The organism is Streptomyces griseorubiginosus, from assembly GCF_036345115.1.
GTDB classification, from domain to species: domain Bacteria; phylum Actinomycetota; class Actinomycetes; order Streptomycetales; family Streptomycetaceae; genus Streptomyces; species Streptomyces griseorubiginosus_C.
The window spans coordinates 7,608,552-7,634,174 of sequence record NZ_CP107766.1 but is presented as its reverse complement, the minus strand read 5'-3'; the positions used below and the strand labels follow the sequence as shown (position 1 = coordinate 7,634,174).

The following is a 25,623-nucleotide window of genomic DNA, read 5'->3' as shown; positions in this document are numbered from 1 at the left end:
TGGATCGTGCTGCATGCCGTGGGGATGACGGACAGGTCGCAGCACGAACCCGGGCGGCTGGGGCTCAGTGCCCGCCAAACAGCGAACGGCGCAGTCGGCGCAGTGGTGCGAACAGCGAGACGCGACGCACACGGGCGCCCCGGTCGCTGCGCTCCTGCTTGGTGGTGTCACGCGCGGTCAGCTCACGCATCAGCGAGGTCGCCTCGGCCGCCTCGCGCTGCGGGACGGCGGGCCCCGACAGCACCGAGAGATGGCGGTCCAGGCGCGAACTGGTCGCGCTGCTCCCGCAGGTGATCGCAGGGACCCTCGCCCTGCGCACTGTTATCTGTTCCATGTCACTCCCCACCCGTACGAGTCCACCCGGCCCGGGCAGGGTAACCCTATCGCCCCGTCGGGGCACACGTGTATCGGCGTCACAGGATTCACCTTCCCCGTAAGGGTGTTGACGACCCCTCCATGATTACTCTCCGAATCCAACAGATTTCAGGGCGAGTTGGACAACCGGCTGAGTAGTGGGCTGCGGTGAGCCACCGTCCGGCTCGACGGTCACTGCGAGTGATGTCGCAGACTTGTCGAGTCCGGTCGCGACCAAGGGCGTGTCGGCGTCGAAGAGCCCCAGGGAGCGCGGTTGCTCGTTGGGGCGCATGAGCCACAACTGGCGCACGCGGCCGCTCGGGGGCGCGCTGTACCCGCTCAGGGTGACGACCGCGCGCCCCTCCGATGCGGAAGCGACCACTCCGATCGTTCGGCCCTGTGCGTCCTGCCCGCGGGTCGCGAGCGCGTCCGAGGCCTGGAGAACGTGGGCGATCTCACTGGCCTGCGCCTTCTGCGCGTCCAGTTCGTCCTGGGTCCGGTTGGCCTGGACGGCGAACAGGGAGGCGACGACGAGGGCCGCGGCCGCGGTGGCCGTCGCGAAGGGCGCGAACAGCGGGCGCCGCTGCCGCTGCCTGGGCGGCGGCTGGACCCCCCACACATGGGGCGGCAGCTGTGATGTGCGCGCCCGGGCGGGCTCCGGCCGGGCCCGCACCGGCTCCGGCCGCGCGGCGGGCTCCTGCGGGATGGAGCGCACGGCGGACAGCACCCGGTCGCGCATCGCGGCGGGCGGCGGGGCGGCCGCCGACCATGCCAGCCGTACGGCGTCCTCGGACAGGGCGCGCACCTCCGCCGCGCAGCTGTCGCAGCCCTTGAGGTGCCGCTCGAAGCGGGCCCGCTCGGGCGGCTCCAGGGCGTCGAGGGCGTAGGGAGCCGCGAGGGAGTGGAGATCTTCCCGGCGGAAGAGACTCACGCCACACCTCCCAGGCACTCCCGCAAGCGGGTCAGTCCGTCACGCATGCGCGTCTTCACCGTTCCCAGCGGCAAGGACAGCCGCTCAGCCACTTCACGGTAGGTGTACCCGTCGTAATAGGCGAGGGTGACCGACTGGCGCTGGAGTTCGGTGAGACGCTCCAGGCACCGGCGCACCCACTCGCGTTCGAGACCGGCCTCGACCTCCTCGGTCACCTGGTCGAACGCGGTGTGGTGGGCCCGGTGCGCCTCACGCTGCTCGCGCTCACCGGCCGCGCGGGCGCTGCGCACCCGGTCGACGGCACGGCGGTGCGCGAGGGTGAGGATCCAGGACAGCGCGCTGCCCCGACGGGGGTCGAACCGCGCGGCGGACCGCCAGGTCTCCAACAGCACTTCCTGCGACACCTCCTCCGACTGCGCCGGATCACGCACCACCCGCCGTACGAGTCCGAACACCGGCCCGGCGACGAGCCCGTAGAGCTCCTCGAATGCCTTCTGGTCCCCTCCCGCCACGAGCACCAGAAGCTCGTCCGCTTCCAACTCGCCGCCCCCTCCCGCAAAGCCGCACCTGGGCCGTCCCGTCCCACGAGGTATTCGCAACGAACACACCTCCGGATGGGGTTACGGATCAGATCGCCGAAAACGCGGGTCGAGCAGCAGAAAAGAAGTTTTGAGATTCGACCAATCCGCCCCGCCCACCGCTCCGAATCACCGAGCGTCAGGCAAGTTGGACTGAGGACGGACGGCATGACACCTATCTCCAGGAGCGGCTCGGGACGCAGGAGCCTCGCGACCCTCGTATGTGGTGCGCTGGCCGCCGGGGGGCTCGCAGCCGCCGGCGTGGCCACGCTGGAACCTGGGGCGGCCTCCGCCTCAAGTCACCGGGAGGCCCCGCTGATCTCGGGCACCCCGCAGTACGACAACACCGACGTGTACGCGTTCGTCAGCCCCGACAAGCCGGACTCGACGACGATCATCGCGAACTGGATCCCCTTCGAGGACCCGTCGGGCGGCCCGAACTTCTACCAGTTCGCCGAGGACGCCCAGTACGACATCCACATCGACCACAACGGCGACGGACAGGGCGACCTGCTGTACCGCTTCACGTTCAAGACGCATGTGAAGAACAAGAAGACGTTCCTGTACAACACGGGTGCGGTCGACAGCCTCGACGACCCGGACCTGAACGTCACGCAGACGTACGACATCGAGCTGTTCCGGCTGAAGAACCAGAAGGTGCAGTACAAGACGAAGGTCGCCGACGACATCCCGGTGGCGCCGTCGAACGTCGGCAAGGCGTCCATGCCGAACTACGAGAAGCTGCGCGACCAGGCGGTCTACAAGCTTCCCGGTGACGCGACGGCGTTCGCCGGCCAGGCCGACGACCCGTTCTTCCTGGACCTGCGCGTCTTCGACCTGCTGTACGGCGGGAACCTGAGCGAGGTCGGCAACGACACGCTCAAGGGCTACAACGTCAACTCGATCGCCCTCCAGGTCCCGACGGACATGATCACCGAGTCCTCGCACCAGCCGGTCGTGGGCATCTGGTCGACGACCCAGCGCCGGAACGCGCAGGGGTACTACTCCCAGGTCTCGCGGCTGGGCAACCCGCTCGTCAACGAGGTCGTCAACCCGCTCAAGGACAAGGACAAGTTCAACGCGTCCTCGCCGTGGGAGGACGGGCAGTTCCTGAAGAACGTGACCAACCCCGAACTGCCGAAGCTCATCGAGGCGATCTACAAGATCCCGGCCCCGAAGGAGCCTCGCAACGACCTCGTGGACGTGTTCCTCAAGGGTGTGAAGGGGCTGAACCAGCCGCCCCACGTGCGGCCCGCGGAGGAGCTGCGCCTCAACACGTCCATCAAGCCCACCGATTCTCCGAAGCGGCTCGGTGTGCTTGATGGCGACAACGCCGGGTTCCCGAACGGGCGCCGCCTGACCGACGACGTGATCGACGCGTCGCTCCAGGTCGTCGAGGGTGAGCTGGTCGGGTCCAAGAACGACCTGGGTGACGCGGTCGACAAGAACGACAAGGACTTCGAGAAGTCCTTCCCGTACCTGGCGCTGCCGACGGAGGGTTCTCGCGGGCCGCTGGCCAAGGGCACGTCCGGTGGGAACGACGTCCGTAACCAGCTCGGGGACGCGCTGTCGCCGGCCGGTGCCTCCGGGTCGAACAACACGACGCTGATCGCCGGGTCCGCGGGCGCCGGTGCGGCGGGGATCGTGCTGATCGGGGCGGCGCTGATGTGGTGGCGGCGTATGCGGAGGCGTGCCTACTGAGGTTGGCGGTGCCTACGGGGGTGCCTCGATCTGCCGTCTGGCGGGTGCGGGTTGACTGTGGCTGGTCGCGCAGTTCCCCGCGCCCCCAAGGGCCCTCAACGCCCCCCCTAATAACTGGCGCGGCCTGCGCGTACTCATCCCCCACGGTGCAGGCCGCGCCGTAGTACACGATCGATCACGAACGAAACAGGAGAGGGCATGTCCGGGTCTACGACCGACAGCGCACCCGAGGACGAGCAGAGCGGTTCGTCGGAGACCGTGGAGCCCTCAGCTGACGCCGAGGACGCGAAGGTCGCCGCCGTGCGGCGGGTCTCCGCGGCCGGGCGGCGGTGGCGGGCCGCTCAACTCGCCGGGTGTGCGGCTCTGTTGGCCGTCGCACTGACCGGGGGGTCGATCGCCTTCGGTGCGCTGCGGGACGGCGGTACCGCCACCGTCGCCAGTTCGTCGTCGGCTCTCTCGCCCGGGCTCATGGCCAGGGGTGACCTCGACGCGAGCATCAAGGCGATCCAGGCCCATCTGCGCACGCAGCCCAAGGACTTCGGCAGCTGGGCCACGCTCGGGCTCGCCTACGTCGAGCAGGCGCGGACCAAGGGTGACCCCTCGCGGTATCCGCAGGCCGAGCAAGCCCTCAAGAAATCACTGGAGTTGAAGGCGGACAACGAGCAGGGCCTCGCCGGTCTCGGCGCGCTCGCCGCCGCCCGGCACGACTTCAAGGGCGCCCTCGCCTACGCCGACCGGACCCTGAAGCAGAACCCCTACGACGAGCGCGCCCTGTCCTCCCGGATCGACGCCCTCGTCGAACTCGGCCGCTACGACGAGGCGTCGAAGGCCGCCGACCTCGCGGACGAACGGCGGCCCGGCATCCCGGTGTTCACCCGCTACGCGTACGTCCACGAGCTGCGCGGTGACGTCGGTACGGCTCGCGATGTCCTGGAGCAGGCCCTGTCCACCGCGACCACCCCCGGCGACATCGCGTACGTGGCCACCGCGCTGGGCCAACTCGCATGGAACCAGGGCGACTACGCCACGGCCCTGACCGACTACGCCCGCGCTCTCGCCGCCGACGACACCTACCTCCCCGCCCTGGAGGGCAGGGCGCGCGCCCAGGCCGCGAGCGGTGACCGGGCCGCCGCGATCAAGGGCATGGAGGCTGTCGTAGCGCGGTATCCGCTGCCCGGTCCGCTCGTCGAACTCGGTGAGCTGTACGAGGACCGGGGTGGCGACGGGGACAAGGCCAGGGCAAGCGACCAGTACGCGCTCGTCGACGCCTGGATCGCCCTCGCCCGGGCCAACGGCGTCAACGCCGACCTCGACACCGCGCTGGCCGCCGCCGACCACGGCGACAAGGCCTCCGCCCTGCGCGCCGCCCGCGCCGAGTGGGCCCGCCGGCACACCGTGCACACCGCGGACGCGCTGGCGTGGGCCCTGCACGTCAACGGCCGGGACGAGGAGGCCCTGCCGTACGCCCGGCAGGCCACCGCCACCGGCTACCGCAACGCCTCCTTCCGCTACCACCGCGGGATCATCGAGCTCGCCACGGGTGACGAGAAGGCGGCCAGGACCCACCTCACCTCCGCCCTGAAGCTGAACCCCGGCTTCTCCCCGCTCGGTGCCCGCGAGGCCCGCAAGGCACTGAAGGAGATGGCCCGTTGAAGCTCCGCCGTCTGTTCGTGTCCCTCCCGGCCGTCCTGACGGCGGCTTGTGCGCTCGCGCTGCTCCCTTCCAGCAGCGCGAGCGCCCACCCTCTCGGCAACTTCACCGTCAACCGCTACGACGGTCTCGTGGCCGCCCCCGGTCAGCTCCGGGTCGACCATGTCGAGGACCTCGCCGAGATCCCGGCCACCCAGGTCAAACCGGACCTCGAGAGGCTCGGCACGGCCGCGTGGGCCGCTCAGCGCTGCCGTACGGCTGCCGAGGGCGCCAAGGTCACCGTCGACGGCCGTACGGTCGCGCTCACCGTGAAGAACAGCCACGCGCGCGTGCGCCCCGGGCAGGCCGGCCTGAACACCCTGCGCGTGGAGTGCCGGCTGACCGCCCCGCTGCCGAAGGACGCCCCCGTCGCCCTCGGCTTCCACAGCGCGGGCAGCGACTCCGGCCCCGGCTGGCGGGAGATCACCGCGCGCGGCGACCGGACGACGCTCACGGGGTCGGACGTGCCCACCACGTCGATCTCGAAGGAACTGACCACATATCCGCAGGAGTTGCTGTCCTCCCCCGCCGACACCGTCACCGCCTCCGTGCGCGTACGGCCCGGTGGACCGGCGCTCGCCGAGGAGCGGACGGACGCCCCCGCCGCCTCCGTGCTGCCCCGCGGCGCCGACCGCTGGACCCGCGCCCTGGACTCCCTGGTCGCCCGTCACGACCTCACCGTCGGTTTCGCGGCGCTCGCCCTGCTCATCGCCGTCTTCCTAGGCGCGATGCACGCGCTCGCCCCGGGCCACGGCAAGACCCTGATGGCGGCGGTGGCCGCGGCCCGCGGCGGCCGGGCCCGGATGAAGGACGTGCTGCCGCTGGCCGCGTCCGTGACGGTGACCCACACCCTGGGCGTGGTCGCGCTGGGCCTGCTGGTCGCGGCCGGTTCGACGGCGGCCCCCTCGGTGATCGCCTGGCTGGGCATCGCGAGCGGCCTCATGGTGACCGCGGCGGGCGTGACCCTGCTGCGCCGGGCCCTCCGCAACCGCCACCACGGGCATCCGCACCCGCACCCGCACCCGCACAGCCATGGGCCCGACCACGACCACCCGCACCCCCACGGACCGAGCGACCACACCCACGAGCACGAAGAGGCCGAGGAACGCCCCCTCGTGCTGGTCGCCGCCCACGCGGAACCGGCCCCCGCCAAGGCCCGCGCCCACGCGCACACGCCGGTCCACGCGCACACGCCGGCCCACGCGCACACGCCGGCCCACACCCACGACCACCATCACGACCACGGTCACACCCACGACCACGACCACCCGCACCCCCACAACCACTCCCTCGAACACACCCACGGCGGCTTCACCCACACCCACGCCGTCGCCCCCACCGTCCGCGGCACGATCCTGCTCGGTTTCGCCGGCGGGCTCGTGCCCAGTCCCTCCGCCGTCGTCGTGCTCGTCGGCGCGGCAGCGCTCGGGCAGGCCTGGTTCGGGCTGCTGCTCGTGGTGGCGTACGGCGTCGGGCTCGCCCTGACCCTGACCGCGGCCGGATTCGCCGTCGTCAGGCTGGGTAGCGGAGTAACCCGGGTGCTGGACCGGCGCCCCCGCCTGGCGGCGAGCCCGCTGACGGCGCTGGTGCGCAGGACGGCACCGCTGATGTCCGCGTTCGTCGTCGTGGCCCTTGGGGCGGGTTTGGTGCTCAAGGGGGCGGCATCCGCACTCGGCTGAGCTACGTTTGTGAAGAAATCATGCGAAGTCGAGCGGAGTACGAAGTGGGGGACGGCCGTGTCCGAAGAACCGGGCGGTGACCGAGTGATCGCGGGCCGCTACCGCCTGCTGTCCCCGCTCGGCGAGGGCGGCATGGGAACCGTGTGGCGCGCCCGCGACGAGGTGCTGCACCGCGAGGTCGCCGTCAAGGAGGTACGCGCGCCGCACGGGCTGGCGGCCTCCGAGGTCGAGCGGTTGTACGCCCGCCTGGAGCGCGAGGCGTGGGCGGCGGCCCGGGTCGCCAACCGCAATGTGGTGACGGTGTACGACGTGGCCACCGAGGACGGCCGCCCGTGGATCGTGATGGAGCTGGTGCGCGGTGTCTCGCTCGCCGAACTCCTGGACGCGGAGGGCCCGCTCAGCCCACAGCGGACCGCGCACATCGGCGCCGAGGTGCTCTCCGCGCTGCGTGCCGCGCACGAGGCCGGGGTCCTGCACCGGGACGTGAAGCCGGCCAACGTGCTGCTGTCGAACGACGGCCGGGTGGTGCTCACCGACTTCGGCATCGCCCAGGTCGAGGGCAGCTCGGCGCTGACGATGACCGGCGAGGTCATCGGCTCGCCCGAGTTCCTCGCCCCGGAGCGGGCACTGGGCCGCACCCCGGGCCCGGAGTCCGACCTGTGGTCGCTGGGCGTGCTGCTGTACGCCGCCGTGGAGGGGAACTCCCCCTTCCGGCAGAACACCCCGCTGAGCACCCTGCGTGCGATCGTGGACGAGGAGCTGCCGCCGCCGTACCGGGCCGGTCCGCTCACCCCGGTCATCGAGGGTCTGCTGGTCAAGGATCCGGCCCAGCGGCTGCCGGCCGAGCGCGCCGAGCAGGAGCTGCGGATCATCGCGGCCGGGGGCACGCCCCGGGCGGACGCCGTGCAGGCGGGGCCGTACGCCCCGACGGTGGCGGCGCCGTTCCCGCAGGAGCCGCCGACCGCCCCCTACCGGCCCGCGCCCACCCCGACCTCCACTCCCACCACCACCGCCACGGCCCCCGAGCGCAACCGTCGCGCGGGAGTGGTCCTGGTCGCGGGGGTGCTCGCACTCGCGCTGGCGATCGCGGGGCTGACGTACGCGCTGCTGAACCGTGACAACGGCGACAAGGACGGGGAGACCGCCAAGGACACCGCTCCGGCGGTGAGTTCGCCCGCGTCGACCACCCCGGACCAGACGGCTGAGGAGAGCCCGACCCCGAGCGAGAGCGAGAGCACCACCAGCGCGCCCCCGCCGCAGTCGGTGAGCGTCTCCCTGAGCGGTTCGAACACCGACTACACGGGCGCCTGCCCGCCGGACAGGTCGGCGGCCCCCAGCTTCACGGCCACCCTGACGGTCGGCCGCCTCCCGGCGACGGTGACGTACCGCTGGGTGTCGAAGAACGGCTCGGTGAACGGCAACTGGAAGACGCTGACGTTCTCCGCCGGGGGCGGGAAGACCCAGCAGGACCGGCGGTTCGTCACCACGCAGGACGACAGCGGGACGTTCGAGGACACCATCAGCGTGGAGGTCCGCGACCCGGTCGAGGAGACGTCCAACTCGGTCCCCTTCTCCCTCACTTGCGTGACGGAGACCCCGTCCGGCAGCGACGAGGCCTCCTCCACCGCTTCCCCGTGAGGGGTGGTCAGGCCGCGCTGTTCAGGACCGGGAGGTAGCCGCCGGACTGGCCGGCCGCGGTCGGGTGGTAGGACTCGCCGATGTTGAGCAGGTTGAGACTGTGCAGCCAGGCGCTGCCGGAGCACAGTTCGTGGCCGGTGAAGGTGCCACGGACGTCGGCCCAGGCGAAGCCGTGGTTCGCGGCCCGCTTGGCGATGGCGGTGTCGAGGTAGTCGGCGGCGTCGTTGATCGCCTTCCGCTTGGTCTCGGAGAGGCCGAGGCAGGTGGTGCCGAGCTTGTAGAAGCGGGGGTAGCCGAGGACGACCACGTGGGCGTTGGGGGCCCGGGACGTGATCGCCGAGTAGACGTTGTCCAGTTGGCCCGGGAGCGTGGCGTCGACGTACGCCTTCGCGGTGTTGATCCGGGCCAGGCAGGAGCTGTCGGACTGGAGCACACAGGTCGTCATGACGTCGGAGAAGCCGGCGTCGTTACCGCCGATGCTGATCGAGACGAGGGCGGTGGCGGCGTTGAGCGGGGTCAGCTGACTCGCCAGAACATCACCCGTACGGGCGCCCGAGCAGGCCGTGAAAGCGAACGACGAGGGTGAGTGCGCGGCCGCCCAGAGGTAGGGGTAGGCCTTCGTGCTGCGCTTGCAGTCACCGCTCGAACTGAGGTAACTGCCTGCACCCACGCCCGAGGAATAGGAGTCCCCGAGGGCCACGTAGGGGCCTTCGGCGGCGTGGGCGGTGCCTGTCCCGGTGAGGACTGCGGCGAGGGCGAGGAGGAGTGAGCCGACGTATGCGGCAAATCGGGAACGTCTCATGGAACCTCCCTTTAGCAGGATCTCTGCCACATCTGTCGTAGCAAGCAGGTGCAACGACGGGAAGTGTCCATGCCAAAAACGGCATTGATTTCGTGGACATGACAGCTTTGTTGACTCCTCCTCAACTCCCTTGTTCTGCCCGTGTAGATGACCCAGCCTTTACCTCAGCCGGGAGCGGAACGCGACGCTCCCCGCCGTGTGCGCGATCCCGCGCGCACCCCCCACGGACCCACGCCCGACCCAGGCGCGGGTCGCCCATGAGGAGGACTCCCTCGTAATGGCACAACTGCGTAGCAAGAAGTTCCGGTTCGCCGCGATAACCACCCTGGCGACCACCGCCCTCGTCGGCGGACTCACCGCCCTGCCCGCCGAGGCCGCCCCGGCCGAGGGCACGGTCCTCGCCGCCGGCTCCCCCACGGCCGTCAAGGACAGCTACATCGTCACGCTCAAGAAGAACGCGGGCTTCAAGGCCTCGTCCAGCGAGGGCAAGGGGCTCATCAAGGAGTACGGCGGGACCGTCGGGAAGACCTTCGGCTCCGCGCTCAACGGCTACACCGCCACGCTCTCCGCGACCGAGGCGAAGAGACTCGCCGCCGACCCGTCGGTGGCCGCCGTGGAGCAGAACCAGAAGGTCCACCTGGCCGACACCACCCAGTCCAGCGCCCCCTGGGGCCTGGACCGCATCGACCAGGCCGCGCTCCCGCTCTCCGGCACCTACACCTACCCGGACACCGCGGGCAGCGGCGTCACGGCGTATGTCATCGACACCGGTGTCCGCATCACCCACACCCAGATCAGCGGACGCGCCTCCTACGGCTACGACGCGGTCGACGGCGACACCACCGCCGCCGACGGCAACGGCCACGGCACCCATGTGGCCACCACGATCGCGGGGTCCACCTACGGCGTCGCCAAGAAGGCGAAGATCGTGGCGGTGCGCGTGCTCGACAACGCCGGCTCCGGCACCACCGCGGGCGTCATCGCCGGCGTCGACTGGGTGACCAACAACCACTCCGGTCCCTCGGTCGCCAACCTCTCGCTCGGCGGCGGCGCGTCCACCACCCTGGACACCGCCGTCCGCAACTCCATCGCGAGCGGTGTCACCTACGCCGTCGCGGCGGGCAACAGCAGCGCCAACGCCTCCTCGTACTCCCCGGCGCGCGTCACCGAGGCGATCACCGTCGGTGCCACCACCAGCACCGACGCCCGGGCCAGCTACTCCAACTACGGCTCGGTGCTCGACATCTTCGCCCCCGGCTCCTCCATCACGGCGGGCTGGTACACCAGCGACACCGCCACCAACACCATCTCCGGTACGTCGATGGCGACCCCGCACGTCGCGGGCGCGGCCGCGGTATACCTCGCCGGACACACCTCGGCCACCCCGGCCCAGGTCGCCACGGCCCTGGTGGGCGGCGCCACGTCCAACGCGGTCACCAGCCCGGGCACCGGCTCGCCCAACAAGCTCCTCAAGCTCGTCCGGTAGGACCCGCAAACCCCGTAGGACGTCAACACCCGTTCCCCGGAGGCGCTTTGCGTCTCCGGGGACACCCCTGTCCAAGTCCGTACCAGACGGCCTTGACGGCTCCCAGGGCGCTGCGCGACATTGAAGCCCGGCATCCGACGCTTTCTGGGGGGAAACGTCGCTCATGCAGACCACTCGTGCACAAACTCCTTCGCGAGCGTCCGGCAGAGAACTGACGCCGCTGCTCGCGGGCGCGGCTACCGCCGTGGGGGGATTCGGCGCGCTGCTCGCGCTCACCGGCTCCGACTCACCGTTGCGCGCCCCGCTCGTGCTGTTCTTCCTGCTCGCGGCGCCCGCCGCCGGCATCGCCCTGGCGCTGCGCGGCCTCGATCCGTTCGCCCGGGTGCCGACCGCGCTGGCCGGCTCGGTCGTCCTGAACATGCTGGTGGCGCAGGGCATGCTGGCCACGCACCGCTGGTCGGCGCGCGGCGGTGTGGTGGCGGTGGGCGTGATCAGCGCCCTGATCCTGCTGCCGGTGCTGCTGCGGCGGCGCCGTGCGGCGAAGGGTCAGGACGGCTGACGTGGACATCAGCGTGTACCGCCCCGGCGAGCTCAGTGGCGCCGACCGGGCGGCGTGGACGGCTCTGCAGTCCAAGGCCCATCTCCAGGGCTCGCCCGGCCTGGCCAACCCGTTCCTGTCCCCCGAGTTCGCGCTCGCGGTGGGCCGGTGCAGGCGGGGCGTGCGGATCGCGGTCGTACGGGAGCGGGGCGAGCCCGCCGCGTTCTTCCCGTTCCAGCGGACCGCGGCCGGTGTCGGCCGGGCCGTCGGTCTCGGCATCTCGGACGCCCAGGGGGTGGTCCACCGGCCCGGATTCACCTGGGACGCCCGGGAGTTGTTACGGGCCTGCGGACTCGCCGTCCTCGAGTTCGACCATCTGGTGGAGGGCCAGGGGCCGTTCGAGACGGGGACCGCCAAGGGCTTCCCCTCCCCCGTCATGGACATCGACCAGGGCTACGAGACCTATCTCGCCCAACTGCGGGAACGCTCACCGAAGTTCACCCGCACCACCCTCGCCAAGGAACGCCGGCTCCTGCGGGCCGCGAGCGAGGTGCGCTACGTTCACGACGAGCGCGATCCCGCCGTCCTGCGCACCCTGATGGACTGGAAGTCCGCCCAGTACCGCAGGACCGGCCGCAGCGACCGCTTCGCGCACGAGTGGATCGCCGACCTCGTCCAGCAGCTGTTCCACACCCGCTCGGAGCCGTTCGCGGGGATCCTCTCGGTGCTGTACGCCGACGGGAAGCCGGTCGCCGCCCACTTCGGGCTGCGCACCGAGCGCGTCCTCGCCTGCTGGTTCCCGGCGTACGACCCGGAGTACGCGAAGTACTCCCCCGGCCTGATCCTGCATCTGCGCATGGCGGAGGCGGCCGCCGCCGACGGCGTCGCGTACCTCGACCTGGGCCGGGGGCAGAAGGAGTACAAGGACTCCCTGAAGACACGGGAACTGACCGTGTCGGAGGGGTGGGTGACCCGCCGGCACCCGGTCGCGGTGGGACACCGCGCCCGCCGGGCTCCGGCGCGCGCACTGCGCAACGCCGTGGTGACACGGCCGGAGCTGTTCGAACCGGCCGACCGGCTACTGAAGAAAATGGGAAAGATCCGTTCGGGGGCGACTGTAACGGTCAAACCAACAAAAACGTGAGGCCTCGTTCCAGGTCTTGCCATACGGGTTCAATCGTCAATACCGTCATACATCTCACCCGCATCGTCCCGTCATCGAGCGGCTCTAGGGGAGGGCTCAAGGACCGCGACGGGGAGGCGCGGGGCGCGGTAGGGGGGTGCCGTGCTCGGCGGCCGCACTGGTGGCCGGGCCGTGCCGCGCGACCGGCTGTCGTCTTTTCGCACCAAGCACAGCACGACGGCAGTCGGCCAGCTTTGCCAGCTCACCCGGCGGGTACGGAGATTCCTTCCGGCATGCCGTGAGTGAGAACCCCCCTTTCGAACCGGAGCAAAAAGCCGGACCGCCCACAGGGGCGGGCGGTCCACCGGACGAGAGGGAACCAGACTCATGAGTTCAGTTCTGCGCCCGGCGACTACGGGCCAGGATGCGCCAGTAGCCGGCCAGTACCGACCGATCTCCACTCATCTGGCCATAGCGCCACCGGTGAGCGTGGTCATACCCGCCATGAACGAGGCGGAGAACCTTCCGTACGTCTTCAAGACCCTGCCCGACTGGATCCACGAAGTGGTCCTGGTGGACGGCAACTCCACGGACGACACCGTCGCGGTGGCCCGCGAGCTGTGGCCCGAGGTGAAGGTCGTGAAACAGCACGGCAAGGGCAAGGGGGACGCCCTGATCACCGGCTTCGAGGCCTGCACCGGTGACATCGTCGTCATGATCGACGCGGACGGCTCCGCCGACGGCAACGAGATCGTCTCCTACGTCTCCGCCCTGGTCTCGGGCGCGGACTTCGCCAAGGGGTCCCGCTTCGCCAACGGCGGCGGCACCGACGACATGACCTTCATCCGCAAGCTCGGCAACTGGGCGCTGTGCACGATCGTCAACCGCAAGTTCGGCGCCCGCTACACGGATCTCTGCTACGGCTACAACGCCTTCTGGCGGCACTGCCTCGACAAGATCGACCTCGACTGCACGGGCTTCGAGGTGGAGACCCTGATGAACATCCGGGTGGTCAAGGCGGGGCTCAAGGTGCAGGAGATCCCGAGCTACGAGTACCTGCGCATCCACGGCGCCAGCAATCTGCGGGCGGTCCGGGACGGCTTCCGGGTGCTCAGGGTGATCCTCGGGGAGCGGTCCAACCGCCGTGCGCTGCGCCGCCGTACCCACCACTCGCCGCTGCTCGACTCGCGCCGGGGAGAGGTGTCTTGAGCGGTCCCGACGTCTCCGTCGTGATCTGCGTGTACACCGAGGACCGCTGGGAGGACATCCTCGCGGCGGTCGCCTCGGTGCGGACGCAGTCGTACCCGGCCCTGGAGACGCTGCTGGTCGTCGACCACAACCCGGCGCTCCTGGACCGGCTGGCCAAGGAGTACAAGGACTTCCTGGAGAGCGGGGAGGTCCGCGTGTTCGCCAACGCGGGCCCCCGCGGCCTGTCCGCGGGCCGCAACACCGGGATCGCCGCCTCCCGCGGCGAGGTGGTCGCCTTCCTCGACGACGACGCGGTCGCCGAGCGGGACTGGCTGCGGCACTTCGCAGGGGCCTACGCCGATCCGAAGGTCATGGCGGTCGGCGGCCGTACGGTGCCCATCTGGGCGTCGGGACGCCGGCCCGCCTGGTTCCCGGAGGAGTTCGACTGGGTGGTGGGCTGCACCTACAAGGGCATCCCGGCCGGTCTGGTCCGGGTGCGCAACGTCCTCGGCGGCAACGCCTCCTTCCGCCGCAGTGCCTTCGACGCGGCGGGCGGCTTCGCCACCGGCATCGGACGGGACGGCGACAAGCGGCCGCTGGGCTGCGAGGAGACCGAGCTGTGCATCCGGCTGAGCCGGGCCAGACCGGACGCGGTGCTGCTGATCGACGACCGGGCGGTGATCCACCACCGGGTGCCCGAGGCGCGCGAGCACTTCGGGTACTTCCGCACGCGCGCGTACGCGGAGGGCCTGTCGAAGGCGCTGGTGGCGCGAAGTGTCGGTGCGGACAAGGGACTTGAGTCGGAGCGCCGGTACGCCACCCGGGTCCTGCCGTCCGGGGTGGTGCGCGGGCTGCGGGACGCGGCGCTGGCCCGGCCGGGCGGCGCGGGCCGGGCGGGCGCGATCGTCGCGGGGGTGCTGACGGCGGCCGGCGGGTATGTCGTCGGCACCGTCCGGGCACGGCGGGGCGGGGCCACGTTCTCGGTCGTGGAGATCGAGGGGGAGAGAGATGGCTGAGCCACCCGTACCGATCCTCATGTACCACGCCGTCTCGACCGACCCGAACGACGCCACCCGGGCGCTGTCGGTGTCCCCGGAGGCTTTCGCCCGGCAGATGGAGCTGATCGGCGCGCTGGGGTGCACACCGCTCAGGACGGCTGATCTGGCGGCCCGTTGGCGGTCCGGCCGCCCGCTGCCCGAGCGGCCCGTCCTGATCACCTTCGACGACGGCTACGAGGGCGTCCACCGCCACGCGCTGCCCGTGCTGGCCAAACACGGCTTCACGGCCACGGTGTTCGTCTCCACGGGCTGGATCCGCGGCGCGCACGACATGGGGGGCGGCCTGGACACCATGCTGGACTGGGACCAGGTCCGCGAACTCGCCGCAGCGGACGTGGAGATCGGCGGCCACACCCACACGCACCCGCAGCTCGACCAGCTCGACGACACCGCGCTGCGCCACGAGCTGATCCACTCCAAGGAGATCGTCAGCGACGAACTGGGCACCGTGCCGCTCTCGCTCGCCTACCCGTACGGCTACTCCAGCCGCCGGGTGCGCGAGGCGGTCCGGGAGACGGGGTACGGCCAGGCGCTCGCCGTCAACAACGGTCTCGCGCGCCGCCGTCAGGGGCCGTACGCCCTCACCCGACTCACGGTGCGCCGCGCCACCACGACCGAGGAGTTCGAGCGGCTCGTCCAGGGCCGTGCGATCGCCCGGGACTTCGCCAGGGACCGTGCCCTCACCAAGGGGTACGCGTTGGTCCGAAGAGCACGACAGGTCCGCCGGAAGGTCTCCCGTTCCCGTGTCTGACACGACGACCACGACCGAGCCCGAGTCGACCGCGGCCAAGGCGCCCGAGCAGCCGGGGCGCCGTTTTCGGCTGCTCGGCCGGGGCAGGGACGCGGGCGGCGGCAACCAGCTGTTCCGCAACGCCTACGCCCTGATGCTCAACACCGGTATCTCCGCGGTGCTCGGCCTCGGCTTCTGGCTGGCGGCGGCCCGCTACTACTCCGAGTCGGCCGTGGGCCAGGGCTCCGCCGCGATCGCCGCGATGAAGCTCCTCGCCGGCCTGACCGCGGTGACCCTGACCGGCGCGCTGGCCCGCTTCATACCGGTCGCGGGCCGCGCCACCGGCCGCCTCATCTTCCGTACGTACGCGGGCAGTTCGGTGGTCGTGGCGGTCGCCGCGGTCGTCTTCCTGCTCACGCTGGACGTGTGGGGGCCGTCGTACCGCTTCCTGCACGGGCCGGTGAACGGGCTCGGCTTCATCGCGGCCGTCGTCGCCTGGAACGTCCTCACGCTCCAGGACGGTGTGCTGACCGGGCTGCGCAGCGCGCTGTGGGTACCGGTCGGCAACACCGTCTTCTCCGCGGTGAAGCTGGGCCTCCTGGTCGCGTTCGCGGTGGCGATCCCGACCGCCGGTGTCTTCGTGTCGTGGGTCGCGGCGATCGCCGTCTCCGTGCTGCCGCTGGGCTGGCTGGTGTTCCGGCGCCTGGCTCCGCGCCACGTCAAGGCGACCGAGGACCACGCGAAGCCGCCCTCCTTCAGGGAGATCGGGCGTTTCCTCGCGGGCGACTACACCGGCTCGCTGTTCTCGCTCGCCGTGGTCTACCTGGTCCCGGTCATCGTGGCCGCCCAGGTCAGCTCCCAGGACAACGCGTACTTCTACATCACCACGACGATCGGCGGCACCTGCAACCTGCTCGCCATCAACATGGGCGCCTCCCTGACCGTCGAGGGCTCGCACGACCCGGGGCGGCTGGCCGCCAACACCCGTGCCGCGCTGAAGCGGATGGCCCGGATCATGCTGCCGGTGGCCGCGGTCCTGTTCGTCGGGGCGCCCTGGATCCTCGGGGTGTTCGGCTCCGGCTACGCGGACGCGGCCACCCCGCTGCTGCGCTGGTTCGCGGTGGGCGCGGTGCTCAGGGTCGTCATGGAGACGTACTTCGCGGTCCTGCGCGCGCAGAGCCGCACCTCCGGACTCGCCTGGCTCCAGGGCCTGTTGTGCGCCATGGTGCTCGGTCTGACCCTGCTGCTCCTGCCCCGCATGGGGCTGACCGGGGCGGGCGTCGCCGAGATCTCCTCGCTCGCCGTGATCGTCGCGATCGCCGCGCCCAAGCTGTACCGGACGATCCGGCACGCCCCGCCCGCCGAGGTCCCGGCGGCCGCGGCCCCCGACGGCGACCTCGCCGACCTCGGGGCGCGCGAGGCGCCGTCCGCCGGCCGCACCCGCCGCCCCGGCTGGGCGCTCGACCAGGACACCCTCGCGCTCGGCATCCACGTCGACTTCGACCACCAGGAGCGCCGGCCCGACGTACGGCCGGGTCCCGGCACCCCGCCCACGGGGACACCGGTGGTGCGCCCGTCCCGTGACCGGCCGACCTGGGCGCTGAAGAAGCTGCCCGAGTTCGGGCTGCCGGTGGAGGAGCGGGAACCGGGCTCCGAGTCGTCCCTGGGCCCGTCCGAGACCGAGGTGGACGCCCCGTTCGAGGAGGCTTTCGACGCGGGAAAGGAGATCGCCGTACGGGAGGAGGCCGCCGTACCGGAGGAGCCGGCCGTACCCGAAGCGGTACCGCGGTCCGGTGAACCGCCGCGGCCCCTCTCCCTGCGGGAGCGGCTCCAGCCCACCTGGCTCGGGGTGTTCCTCGGCGGTCTGCTCGCCGTCGCGCTGCTCCTGTACTGGGTGCCGGTGCTGCGGCTGGGCGAGGCGGACCTGGACCGCATGGGCGGGCTCGGGCTGATCTCGATCCTGCCGCTGCCCACGCTGCTCGGCGCGGCCCTGCTGGTCGTGGTCTTCGCCTCGCTGCTGTGGCTGGGCCGCGAGCACAAGGCGCTGCTGCTGCTCACCCTGGTGGCGACGGTGGTGTCGCTGCACGCGCTGCCCGCGGTGATCGAGGCCGAGCCGCGGTTCGCGACGGCCTGGCAGCACCTCGGGTTCATCGACTACATCGACCGGACCGGTTCCGCGGTGCCCGACCTGGACGCCCGCTGGAGCTGGCCGGGCTTCTTCGCGGTGGCCGCGTTCGTCGCGAAGGCCTGCGGGGTCACCGATTTCACCGAGGTCATCCGCTGGTGGCCGACGGCGATCCAACTGGCCTACCTGGTCCCGATGTTCCTTCTCGTACGGCACATGCGGGCGAGCTGGCGGGCCAAGTGGACCGGCATCTGGATCTTCGTCCTCAGCGGCTGGGTCGGCCAGGACTACTTCTCCCCGCAGGGCTTCACCTATCTGCTGTACCTGGTGTTCGTGGCGGTCCTGCTGGTCTGGTTCCGGGCCCCGCGCGTGATCTGGACGAAGCGGCGGCCCGGCGAGGCCGAGGTCGAACCGACGAGCCGCAGCCAACGGGCCGTCCTGCTGGCCGTGGTGATCGGCCTGTTCGCGGCGACCGTGCCCGCCCACCAGCTCACCCCGTTCATGATGCTCGGCGTGCTGGCGGCACTCGTAGTGTTCCACCGCAGCGAACTGCGCGGCCTGCCCGTCCTGTTCGCCGTGATGGTGACCGCCTGGATCGGGTGGATGGCCGAACCGTACTGGTCGGGTCACTTCGACGACCTGTTCGGCGGGGTCGGCGGGGTCGGCGGCAATGTGTCCTCGTCGGTGTCCGGCCGTATCGAGGGCGGCAGTTCGACCCACAAGCTGGTCCTGTACGTGCGGGTCCTGCTGGCCGGCGGGGTCATGGCCCTCGCCTGCTACGGCTGGTGGCGCCGCCGCGAGCACAGGTACCGGGAAGCCGCCCTGCTCGTCCTCACCTTCGTGCCGTTCCTCGGCTTCGGCATGCAGTCGTACGGCGGCGAAATGGCGCTGCGCGTCTTCATGTTCGCCCTGCCGGGCGCGGGCCTGCTCGCCGCCCTGGCGCTCTTCCCGCGCACCGGCGTCACCGCGAAGGAACGCGAGAAGGACCGGGTCAGTCTCGCTCCGGTGGCCGCGCTGATGGCGGGGCTCCTGCTCGTCGGCGGCTTCCTGATCGCCCGTTGGGGCAACGAGCCGTTCGAGCGGATCCGGCCCGGCGAGTTCGCCGCGATGGACTACGTGTACGCCCATGACGATCCGACGGTCCGGGTGCTGTGGCTGTCCAACGACACGGTGAACAACGTGACCCCGGCGATGCCGTGGGGCGCGAAGGACATGGAGAAGGTGTCCTACGTGCCGACGCTCGCGCCGCCCGACCCGGTGCTGGTGTCGGGTCTGGTCAAGTCGCTCAGGGACGCGGGCCCGAACTCGTATCTCATGGTCAACGTCAGTCAGGTCACGTATCTGCGGCTCGACGTGGGCTATTCGAGGACGTGGGAGCCGCGGCTGCTCGACAACCTGGACAGCCGCAAGGAGCTCAAGCGGGTCTTCACCAACCCGGACGTGACCATGTACGCGCTGCGGGACCAGCCCGCGGGGAAGGTGCCGAAACCCGATCCGGGACCGATCGGGCCGCAGGTGACCTGGACGCCCTGGTCGGTGGTGGGGGCGCTGGCCGCACTGGCGCTGATCCTGCTGCTGTCGGCCCGTGAGGTGGTGCGGGTCGCGGTACGGCCCGGCGTGCGCCAACTGCGCTGGCTCCAGAGCAGTTTCTGGTTCTCGCTGCCGCTGCTGGCGGTGTTCCTGGCGGCGCTGGTGCAGCGGTTCCTGACGATGAAGTGAGGTCTTCCGGAGGTTCTTCGAAGGTCAAGTGGCTCAGCGGCTCAGCCACTTGACCTCGTAAGCCTGCATCGCGAACTTCTTCCCGTCGATGTCGGCGTTGATCTGCCGGTTCAGGGTGTTGACGACCAGGACGGTCTCGTCAGTGGCGAGGACCCGCACGTTGGGGACGTCGTCGGCGGCGACGGAGACGTTCTCGAAGGTGCTGCCCGGCGCGAAGGCCTTGCCGAACCGGCTGACGAGGTCGAACATCGGCAGCTTCCGGCCGCCGCCGCTGGCGTTCGTCGGCGTCCACAGACACCCCGCGCAGTCGGTGCCCTTCTCGTTCTCCGGGTTCCAGTAGAACGCGGACGTGGTGCCGCCCCTGGCCAGCGCGATCATCCCGGCGGCCTGCACGGCGACCCGGCGGTCCTCGGACCAGCCCTCGCGTTCGTCCCTGCTGTCGGCGGGCTCGACGTAGTACTCGGCCCACCACAGCGGCAGGTTCCCGGTCTGCTCCCGCACCCACCTGCTCACCGCGGTGAACTTGTCGGTGGCGGCGAACTCGTTCGGCAGCAGCTCGTCGTCGTTGGTGTAGCTGGAGCCGTCCACGACCACGAAGTCGGCGCCGGCCTTGTTCCTGTTCCAGTAGTCGAAGGCGTCCAGGATCCGCTGGTCCATCGCGCCCCAGGGGCCCTTGAAGGTCGCGGAGGCGTCGGTGGAGCGCGGGTCGACGCTGTCCATGACGAGGTACGGGCCGCCGACCATGATGTCGGGGTTCACCTTCTTGAGCGCCTTGTAGACCAGGTTGTACAGCTGGGTGTAGCCCTCGTAGTCCCAGCGGGCCTTCGCGTTGTTCCAGAAGCCCTTGAACTCGTTCCAGACGATGAAGTGCCGTACGTCCGGGTAGCGCTTGGCGACGGTCGCGGCGAGCGCCGCGTAGTCCTTGAAGTGCGCCGGGTCCGGGGCCTTCTCCAGCGACGCCTGGCTCCAGTCGGTGTTGCCGACGCCGGCCTCGCCGCCCTTCATCCAGTCCGGCGCGCAGCACAGGGTGATGGTCGGTGTGGAGCCGGAGGCGCGGATGAAGTCGACGCGCCGGTCCAGGTCCTCGAAGTCGTAACGCCCCTTGACGGGCTCGGGGTTGTCGGCGCCCCAGCCCATGATGTGCTGGTTCTGCGGGATGCCGCCGGCGTCCTTGATCTCCCGTTCGACCCGTTCGGTGGCCGTGGAGCTGCCCTCGTCGGCGCTGAACTGGGTGTGGGTGAAGCCCCATCCGACGTCCGGGGTGTCGGCGTCCGGTGTGGTCGTCGGAGTGCCGTGGACCCGGTCGCCGTTGCGCGAGGTGCCGTCGGTGCCCGCGCCGCTGCCCGGAAGCGTGTTGAGGAGCGTCACGACCAGCGCCAGAGCCGCCGCGCCCACCCCGAGCAGTGCGGTGAGCCGCCACCGCCGCGCCCCCGTATACCACCCATGACGTCCCATTGAGGACAACGGTATCCGCGAACACGCCTGTGCGGGCAGATGCCGGGGATGCACAGACTTGTAACAGCGGTGGGCGGACGGACCGGACGCCGGCGACACGGTCCGGCCCCTGCGGAAACCGGGTGCGTGGGGACCTCCCGTGCCGGATCATGGGCCGCATGTCTGCGAACCCACACGACGCGCTGCCGATCCGGCTCAACGTCGACGACAGCGACTCCCCGTCCGACGTCGTCGACGCGCTGTTCCTCGGCCGCTTCGCGACGGGCGAGCAGCCGTACTCCCACGCGGCCAACATCGACCGGGTCCGCACCGGGGCCACGCTCCTGCCGGCCGGTGCCCGGGTGCTGCGCGTCGCCCGCGACGACGACCGCAGCGCCACGCTCGCCGAGGGCGAGGGCTGGACCCTGCTGATCTCCCGCTGGAACCGCGGCGCCGACGTCACGGTCACGGCGACCGACGCCGAGCTGGCCAAGAAGATCCTCGACCAGGCCACCGACGGGGCGGCCGACGAGCCGGAACCCCAGCCGGAGAACGTGACCATGGGGTTCTGGTACGTCTCCCCCAGGCGCGGTCCGCACCGCACGACCCGGCAGATCTCGGCGGGCACCTGGGACGAGGTGCGGGAGAACTACACGGCGCCGGTCGCGGACGCCATGGACAGCCTGATGAAGACGACCCCGGAGGACATCGCGGGCCGGCTGCTGCTGCTCCACGGTCCGCCGGGCACCGGCAAGACCTCAGCCCTGCGCACCCTGGCCCGCTCCTGGCGGGACTGGTGCCAGGTGGACTGCGTCCTGGACCCCGAGCGGCTGTTCTCCGACGTGGGCTATCTGATGGACATCGCGATCGGCGAGGAGGACTCCACGGGCAAGGGCCGTTGGCGGCTGCTGCTCCTGGAGGACTGCGACGAGCTGATCCGCGGCGAGGCCAAGCACACGGCGGGCCAGGCCCTGTCCCGGCTGCTCAACCTCACCGACGGTCTGCTCGGACAGGGCCGCAACGTCCTGGTGGGCGTGACGACCAACGAGGACCTGGAGCGGCTGCACCCCGCCGTGGTCCGGCCCGGCCGCTGTCTGGCCCGGATCGAGGTGGGCCCGCTGACCCGGCGGGAGGCGGTGGGCTGGCTCGGCACCGAGGAGGGCGTGGGCCGCGAGGGCGCGCCCCTGGCCGAGCTGTACGCGCTGCGCCGCGGGACGTCACCGACGGCGCTGCCGGAGCCGCGGCCGGGGGCGGACGCGGGGCTGTACCTGTAGTGCTTTGATGGATGTATGACCTTGTTCGTCGGCACTTCCGGGTGGCAGTACAAGGACTGGCGGGGCGTCCTCTATCCCGAGGGCGTGCCCGTGCGGCTCTGGCTGGAGGAGTACACCGCGCACTTCCCGACGGTCGAGATCAACAACGCGTTCTACCGGCTGCCGTCCCGGGAGACCTTCGAGGCGTGGCGGGCCCGGGTGCCGGAGGACTTCGTCGTGGCGGTGAAGGCGAGCCGGTACCTGACCCACATCAAACGCCTGAAGGACCCTCAGGAGCCGGTCCACCGTCTGATGAGCCACGCGGAGGGCCTGGGCCCGCGCCTGGGCCCGGTCCTCCTCCAGCTCCCTCCGACCCTGAAGGCGGACGCGGGCCTGCTGGACGCCTGCCTGGCCTGTTTCCCGTCCTCGATCCGGGTCGCGGTGGAACCCCGCCACGAGTCCTGGTGGACGGACGAGGTCCGCGGGGTCCTGGAGGCCCGCGGCGCGGCGCTGTGCTGGGCCGACGTACGGGCCCGCCCGGTGACCCCGCTGTGGCGGACGGCCAACTGGGGTTACGTCCGCTTCCACGAGGGCCGCGCCCGGGCGTGGCCGAGCTACGGCAGGCGCTCCCTGGAGACCTGGGCGGACCGCGTCAGCCGGACCTTCTCCGGCGACGAGGACGTGTACGCGTACTTCAACAACGACCCGAACGGCGCGGCCGTCCACGACGCACCGGTGTTCGAAACACTGCTCCTCCGCAACGGCGCGCGGCCACGGCGACGCATCTCCGCGGTGCCGAACCCCGCTCAGCCCTGCCCGTAACCCGCCCGCAGGGCATCCCGTACGGCCGCCAGGGCGTCGCCCTCGGTCAACCCCAGCCGCCGCACCCGCTCGACGTAGGCCTGGGCCGCCGACGCCGCCTCCCGTTCCGCTGCCGAGCCCGCCGCGGCGACGAACGTGCCGTTGCGCCCCCGCGTCTCGATCACCCCGTCGCTCTCGAGCGCCCGGTACGCCTTGGCGACGGTGTTCGCGGCCAGCCCGAGCGACTCCGCGAGCCCCCGCACGGTCGGCAGCCGGTACCCCACCGGCAGCACGCCCGCCCGGGCCTGCTCGGAGATCTGCATCCGTACCTGCTCGTACGGCGGTGCGCTGTCGTCGATGTGGATCTTCAAAGTCACCAGCCGATTGTCCCGCACGGGCCGGAAAATGAGAGGCACCCGGCCCAGGCCCCCACGTAACGTGCGCCTTCATGACCGTGATCGTGCGCGACCTGCGCCCCCAGGACCCGGCCGACGTCGAGAACTTCGCCCGTGCCCGCCATCTGGCTCTCCCGCACGTGCTGTGGACGCCGGCCGGCGTCATCCACCGCACGGTCCACACCCACCCGGACGCCCATTACCGTTCCCTCGTCGCGGAGGAGGACGGCGAGGTGATCGGCACGGCGCAGCTGGGCCTCGCCCATGACAGCCCCGAGCCGGGCCAGGGCTATCACAACGTCTACGTACGACCGGACCGCGTCCGGCGCGGTGCCGGTGCCCTCCTCGTGCGCACCGCCGAGGAGCACCTGGCGGCGCACGGGGCGACCAAGCTGTTCTCCTGGGTTCTGGACGAGCCGTACAACCGCGCCTTCGCCGAGCGGTTCGGCTACCGCGCCAGCCGCGCCGCGCACTTTCTGCGCCTGGACCTGGTGAACGCCACACTGCCCCCGCTCCGGACCCCTCCCCCTGGTGTCGAACTGCGCACCGCAGCCGACTTCGCGGACGATCCGCGGCCCTTCTTCCAGCTGGACGCGGAGACCGTCGGGGACGAACCGAGCGACGTGGACACCGAGTTCACGGACTACAAGGCCTGGATCGAGGAGAACTGGAAGCACCCGCTCCTCGACCACGCCCTGACCACGATCGCCCTGGTCGACGGCCGTCCGGCAGCCTTCAGCGCCGCCCACACCGACGGCACCGGCCGCTACGCCACCGCGATGACCGGCACCGCCCGCGCCTTCCGGGGCCGGGGCCTCGCCAAGCTCGTCAAGAACGCCTCCCTGCACCGCGCCCGCGCCGCCGGCTGCACGGAGGCCCTCACCGGCAACGACGCCGGAAACGAACCGATGCTCGCGATCAACAAGTGGTTCGGGTACGAGATCCGCGCCACGGAGGTACGCCATGTCCGCGAACTCACCTGAACCGCTCCCGCGTGTGGAGGTCGTCCTGGTCAAGGCCGGCCGCACGAAGATCCGCTACGAGGCCGAGCTCCTCACCGACGACGGCACCCGCGTCACGGTCCGGGCCCCCTGGGCCGGGGAGGGCGTCCGCGACTTCGGCTTCGTCCGCTTCGAACCGGGTGACGTGTTCACCGAGCACTACTGGCGGGACCGCTGGTACGCGGTGAAGGAGGTCCGCTCGGGGGACGGCACCCTGAAGGGCTGGTACTGCGACATCACCCGCCCGGCGACACTGCACGGCACCGAGCTGGTCGTAGAAGACCTGGACCTCGACCTGTGGGTCTCGGCCGACTTCAAGGAGATCCTGCGCCTGGACGAGGACGAGTTCGAGGAGAGCGGCCTGGCGGAGCGGGACCCGGAAGCGGCGTCAGCGGCATGGACAGCTCTGAACGAGTTGGAGGCGCTGACCCACCTCTCTGGGGGCGCGGGCAACGGCGCGAGAGGCCACGACGCACCCGCAGCCGACGAACGACACCGCTTCCCACCCCTCTAGTCGCCCCGCACCACCACCGCATACCGCTCGTCGTCCACGTCCTTCCCCCACAACGCAGAATCCCCTGAGAGTCGCTCCACGAGTACCCGCCCCCCGAGCGTCTCCGCCAACCCCCTCACCACCTCGGCGGATATCCCGAAGGCCCCCCACACCCCCTCTACCAGCACCAACCGCCCACCCGGCCGCACCAACCCCCACCACCGCCGCAGCACCCGCCCGGGATCCGGCAGCGCCCACAGCACATGCCGTACGAGCACCACGTCGAACCGCTGCTCCCCCACCGGCGGCTGCGCGGCGTCACCGACGAGGAACACCGCGTCACGCCCGGCCAGCTTCGCGCGGGCCCGCTCCACCATGGCCGGCGACAGGTCGACACCGGTGACGTGGTGTCCCTGCTCGGCCGCGAGGAGCGACAGGCTGCCGGTCCCGCACCCGAGGTCGAGGACGTCGGAAGCCCGCTCCGGGAGCCACTCCCGGAGCCGCCCCGCCCAGGCCCGCCGCACCTCGGGGTCGCGCAGCCCGTGATCCGGTTCCTCGTCGAAGGACGCCGCCTCCGCGTCCCAGTCCACGCCCCCACCACCACTGTTCTCCGTCATGCCCCCAGAGTGACACCCGCCACTGACACTCGAATCGTGACAGCCGCCACTGACAGACCACTGACCGATGAGGAACTCTCCCCGAAAGGGTCTACCTCCGTGAGAACGCGGAACTCGGTAGGCACTGAAGGAGGCAGCCATGCGCCGTACCACCGTGCAGAAGCCCCTGAAGAGGACGGACGCCCGCCGGATCCGTGAGGAGGCCGACGAGCGCCCCGCGGGACGACCCGAGGTCCGCAAGGACATCGCGCGGACCTGGTGGCCGGACGGCTGACGGCGGCAGGCATGCT

General features: G+C 71.0%; 23 protein-coding genes. 16 read left to right on the top strand and 7 right to left on the bottom strand.

The genetic code is table 11. The features are described 5' to 3' along the window. Positions 1 to 64: 64 nt before the first annotated feature. From OHN19_RS34515 to OHN19_RS34505, 3 genes are all read right to left on the bottom strand, one after another. Positions 65 to 334, bottom strand: a complete 270-nt coding sequence (locus tag OHN19_RS34515; RefSeq protein ID WP_028809926.1) for a hypothetical protein — start codon at positions 332 to 334, stop codon at positions 65 to 67. A gap of 126 nt (positions 335 to 460) precedes the next feature. After that, positions 461 to 1,285 carry an anti-sigma factor gene (locus OHN19_RS34510; protein WP_330267949.1) on the bottom strand — a complete coding sequence of 275 codons (825 nt, stop codon included), beginning with the start codon at positions 1,283 to 1,285 and terminating at the stop codon, positions 461 to 463. Further along, a complete protein-coding gene (locus OHN19_RS34505; RefSeq protein WP_123759740.1) occupies positions 1,282 to 1,824 on the bottom strand; it encodes a sigma-70 family RNA polymerase sigma factor in 543 nt (180 codons plus the stop codon). The genes OHN19_RS34510 and OHN19_RS34505 overlap by 4 nt, the downstream gene beginning before the upstream one ends. Positions 1,825 to 2,031: 207 nt before the next feature. Here OHN19_RS34505 and OHN19_RS34500 point away from each other — a divergent pair, with 207 nt between their 5' ends. From OHN19_RS34500 to OHN19_RS34485, 4 genes are all read left to right on the top strand, one after another. Then, on the top strand, positions 2,032 to 3,564 hold the full coding sequence (locus OHN19_RS34500) for a DUF4331 domain-containing protein (RefSeq protein ID WP_330267948.1): 1,533 nt from the start codon (positions 2,032 to 2,034) through the stop codon (positions 3,562 to 3,564). Positions 3,565 to 3,762: 198 nt separating this feature from the next. Continuing rightward, positions 3,763 to 5,217, top strand: coding sequence for a tetratricopeptide repeat protein (locus OHN19_RS34495; RefSeq protein WP_330267947.1), 1,455 nt, complete (start codon positions 3,763 to 3,765; stop codon positions 5,215 to 5,217). Beyond that, entirely contained in the window at positions 5,214 to 6,932 is a 1,719-nt protein-coding gene (locus OHN19_RS34490) for a sulfite exporter TauE/SafE family protein (RefSeq protein WP_330267946.1), read from the top strand. Before OHN19_RS34495 ends, OHN19_RS34490 begins: the two co-directional genes overlap by 4 nt. Positions 6,933 to 6,989: 57 nt before the next feature. Beyond that, on the top strand, positions 6,990 to 8,570 hold the full coding sequence (locus OHN19_RS34485; protein ID WP_330267945.1) for a serine/threonine-protein kinase: 1,581 nt from the start codon (positions 6,990 to 6,992) through the stop codon (positions 8,568 to 8,570). A 7-nt stretch (positions 8,571 to 8,577) separates the two neighbouring features. Here the strand turns inward: OHN19_RS34485 and OHN19_RS34480 are convergent, their stop codons facing one another. Beyond that, positions 8,578 to 9,372: an SGNH/GDSL hydrolase family protein gene (locus tag OHN19_RS34480; RefSeq protein ID WP_330267944.1), complete on the bottom strand. Its 795-nt coding sequence runs from the start codon at positions 9,370 to 9,372 to the stop codon at positions 8,578 to 8,580. Positions 9,373 to 9,649: 277 nt separating this feature from the next. On the opposite strand from OHN19_RS34480, the gene OHN19_RS34475 reads away from it, so the two are divergent. From OHN19_RS34475 to OHN19_RS34445, 7 genes are all read left to right on the top strand, one after another. Further along, positions 9,650 to 10,858 carry a S8 family peptidase gene (locus tag OHN19_RS34475; protein ID WP_330267943.1) on the top strand — a complete coding sequence of 403 codons (1,209 nt, stop codon included), beginning with the start codon at positions 9,650 to 9,652 and terminating at the stop codon, positions 10,856 to 10,858. Positions 10,859 to 11,102: 244 nt separating this feature from the next. After that, positions 11,103 to 11,417, top strand: coding sequence for a hypothetical protein (locus OHN19_RS34470; protein WP_330267942.1), 315 nt, complete (start codon positions 11,103 to 11,105; stop codon positions 11,415 to 11,417). Position 11,418: 1 nt separating this feature from the next. Continuing rightward, complete coding sequence (locus OHN19_RS34465; RefSeq protein WP_330267941.1) at positions 11,419 to 12,540, top strand: GNAT family N-acetyltransferase; 1,122 nt, start codon at positions 11,419 to 11,421, stop codon at positions 12,538 to 12,540. Between the two features lie 366 nt (positions 12,541 to 12,906). After that, entirely contained in the window at positions 12,907 to 13,728 is an 822-nt protein-coding gene (locus tag OHN19_RS34460; protein WP_123759749.1) for a glycosyltransferase family 2 protein, read from the top strand. Then, positions 13,725 to 14,723, top strand: coding sequence for a glycosyltransferase family 2 protein (locus OHN19_RS34455; protein WP_330267940.1), 999 nt, complete (start codon positions 13,725 to 13,727; stop codon positions 14,721 to 14,723). Before OHN19_RS34460 ends, OHN19_RS34455 begins: the two co-directional genes overlap by 4 nt. Continuing rightward, the gene (locus OHN19_RS34450; RefSeq protein WP_330267939.1) at positions 14,716 to 15,516 is read left to right on the top strand and encodes a polysaccharide deacetylase family protein; all 801 of its coding nucleotides are present in this window, start codon (positions 14,716 to 14,718) and stop codon (positions 15,514 to 15,516) included. Before OHN19_RS34455 ends, OHN19_RS34450 begins: the two co-directional genes overlap by 8 nt. Then, positions 15,509 to 19,339: a lipopolysaccharide biosynthesis protein gene (locus tag OHN19_RS34445; protein ID WP_330267938.1), complete on the top strand. Its 3,831-nt coding sequence runs from the start codon at positions 15,509 to 15,511 to the stop codon at positions 19,337 to 19,339. The genes OHN19_RS34450 and OHN19_RS34445 overlap by 8 nt, the downstream gene beginning before the upstream one ends. A 33-nt stretch (positions 19,340 to 19,372) precedes the next feature. Here the strand turns inward: OHN19_RS34445 and OHN19_RS34440 are convergent, their stop codons facing one another. Further along, a complete protein-coding gene (locus OHN19_RS34440) occupies positions 19,373 to 20,794 on the bottom strand; it encodes a GH39 family glycosyl hydrolase (protein WP_330267937.1) in 1,422 nt (473 codons plus the stop codon). Between the two features lie 158 nt (positions 20,795 to 20,952). On the opposite strand from OHN19_RS34440, the gene OHN19_RS34435 reads away from it, so the two are divergent. Further along, positions 20,953 to 22,047, top strand: coding sequence for a DUF5925 domain-containing protein (locus OHN19_RS34435; RefSeq protein WP_330267936.1), 1,095 nt, complete (start codon positions 20,953 to 20,955; stop codon positions 22,045 to 22,047). Positions 22,048 to 22,062: 15 nt separating this feature from the next. After that, positions 22,063 to 22,848: a DUF72 domain-containing protein gene (locus OHN19_RS34430; RefSeq protein ID WP_330267935.1), complete on the top strand. Its 786-nt coding sequence runs from the start codon at positions 22,063 to 22,065 to the stop codon at positions 22,846 to 22,848. Here the strand turns inward: OHN19_RS34430 and OHN19_RS34425 are convergent. Continuing rightward, positions 22,833 to 23,204: a GntR family transcriptional regulator gene (locus tag OHN19_RS34425; RefSeq protein ID WP_330267934.1), complete on the bottom strand. Its 372-nt coding sequence runs from the start codon at positions 23,202 to 23,204 to the stop codon at positions 22,833 to 22,835. The genes OHN19_RS34430 and OHN19_RS34425 overlap by 16 nt on opposite strands. Before the next feature lie 71 nt (positions 23,205 to 23,275). Between OHN19_RS34425 and OHN19_RS34420 the strand changes: the two genes are divergently transcribed. Beyond that, positions 23,276 to 24,205 carry a GNAT family N-acetyltransferase gene (locus OHN19_RS34420; protein WP_330267933.1) on the top strand — a complete coding sequence of 310 codons (930 nt, stop codon included), beginning with the start codon at positions 23,276 to 23,278 and terminating at the stop codon, positions 24,203 to 24,205. Further along, complete coding sequence (locus tag OHN19_RS34415) at positions 24,186 to 24,737, top strand: DUF402 domain-containing protein (RefSeq protein ID WP_330267932.1); 552 nt, start codon at positions 24,186 to 24,188, stop codon at positions 24,735 to 24,737. The genes OHN19_RS34420 and OHN19_RS34415 overlap by 20 nt, the downstream gene beginning before the upstream one ends. On the opposite strand, the gene OHN19_RS34410 is transcribed toward OHN19_RS34415, so the two are convergent. Continuing rightward, a complete protein-coding gene (locus OHN19_RS34410) occupies positions 24,734 to 25,333 on the bottom strand; it encodes a class I SAM-dependent methyltransferase (protein WP_330267931.1) in 600 nt (199 codons plus the stop codon). The two genes, OHN19_RS34415 and OHN19_RS34410, sit on opposite strands and share 4 nt — an antisense overlap. 139 nt (positions 25,334 to 25,472) lie before the next feature. On the opposite strand from OHN19_RS34410, the gene OHN19_RS34405 reads away from it, so the two are divergent. Beyond that, positions 25,473 to 25,607 (top strand): hypothetical protein, encoded by a 135-nt coding sequence (locus OHN19_RS34405; RefSeq protein ID WP_123759758.1) that lies wholly within the window; start codon positions 25,473 to 25,475, stop codon positions 25,605 to 25,607. Positions 25,608 to 25,623: the final 16 nt, after the last annotated feature.

Bases quoted from the DNA above. Each gene is read 5' to 3' on its own strand.
- OHN19_RS34420 (WP_330267933.1), top strand. From the start codon at position 23,276: ATGACCGTGATCGTGCGCGACCTGCGCCCCCAGGACCCGGCCGACGTC.
- OHN19_RS34495 (WP_330267947.1), top strand. From the start codon at position 3,763: ATGTCCGGGTCTACGACCGACAGCGCACCCGAGGACGAGCAGAGCGGT.
- OHN19_RS34415 (WP_330267932.1), top strand. From the start codon at position 24,186: ATGTCCGCGAACTCACCTGAACCGCTCCCGCGTGTGGAGGTCGTCCTG.
- OHN19_RS34500 (WP_330267948.1), top strand. From the start codon at position 2,032: ATGACACCTATCTCCAGGAGCGGCTCGGGACGCAGGAGCCTCGCGACC.
- OHN19_RS34405 (WP_123759758.1), top strand. From the start codon at position 25,473: ATGCGCCGTACCACCGTGCAGAAGCCCCTGAAGAGGACGGACGCCCGC.
- OHN19_RS34435 (WP_330267936.1), top strand. From the start codon at position 20,953: ATGTCTGCGAACCCACACGACGCGCTGCCGATCCGGCTCAACGTCGAC.
- OHN19_RS34475 (WP_330267943.1), top strand. From the start codon at position 9,650: ATGGCACAACTGCGTAGCAAGAAGTTCCGGTTCGCCGCGATAACCACC.
- OHN19_RS34430 (WP_330267935.1), top strand. From the start codon at position 22,063: ATGACCTTGTTCGTCGGCACTTCCGGGTGGCAGTACAAGGACTGGCGG.
- OHN19_RS34450 (WP_330267939.1), top strand. From the start codon at position 14,716: ATGGCTGAGCCACCCGTACCGATCCTCATGTACCACGCCGTCTCGACC.
- OHN19_RS34480 (WP_330267944.1), bottom strand. From the start codon at position 9,372: ATGAGACGTTCCCGATTTGCCGCATACGTCGGCTCACTCCTCCTCGCC.
- OHN19_RS34460 (WP_123759749.1), top strand. From the start codon at position 12,907: ATGAGTTCAGTTCTGCGCCCGGCGACTACGGGCCAGGATGCGCCAGTA.
- OHN19_RS34440 (WP_330267937.1), bottom strand. From the start codon at position 20,794: ATGGGACGTCATGGGTGGTATACGGGGGCGCGGCGGTGGCGGCTCACC.
- OHN19_RS34515 (WP_028809926.1), bottom strand. From the start codon at position 334: ATGGAACAGATAACAGTGCGCAGGGCGAGGGTCCCTGCGATCACCTGC.
- OHN19_RS34410 (WP_330267931.1), bottom strand. From the start codon at position 25,333: ATGACGGAGAACAGTGGTGGTGGGGGCGTGGACTGGGACGCGGAGGCG.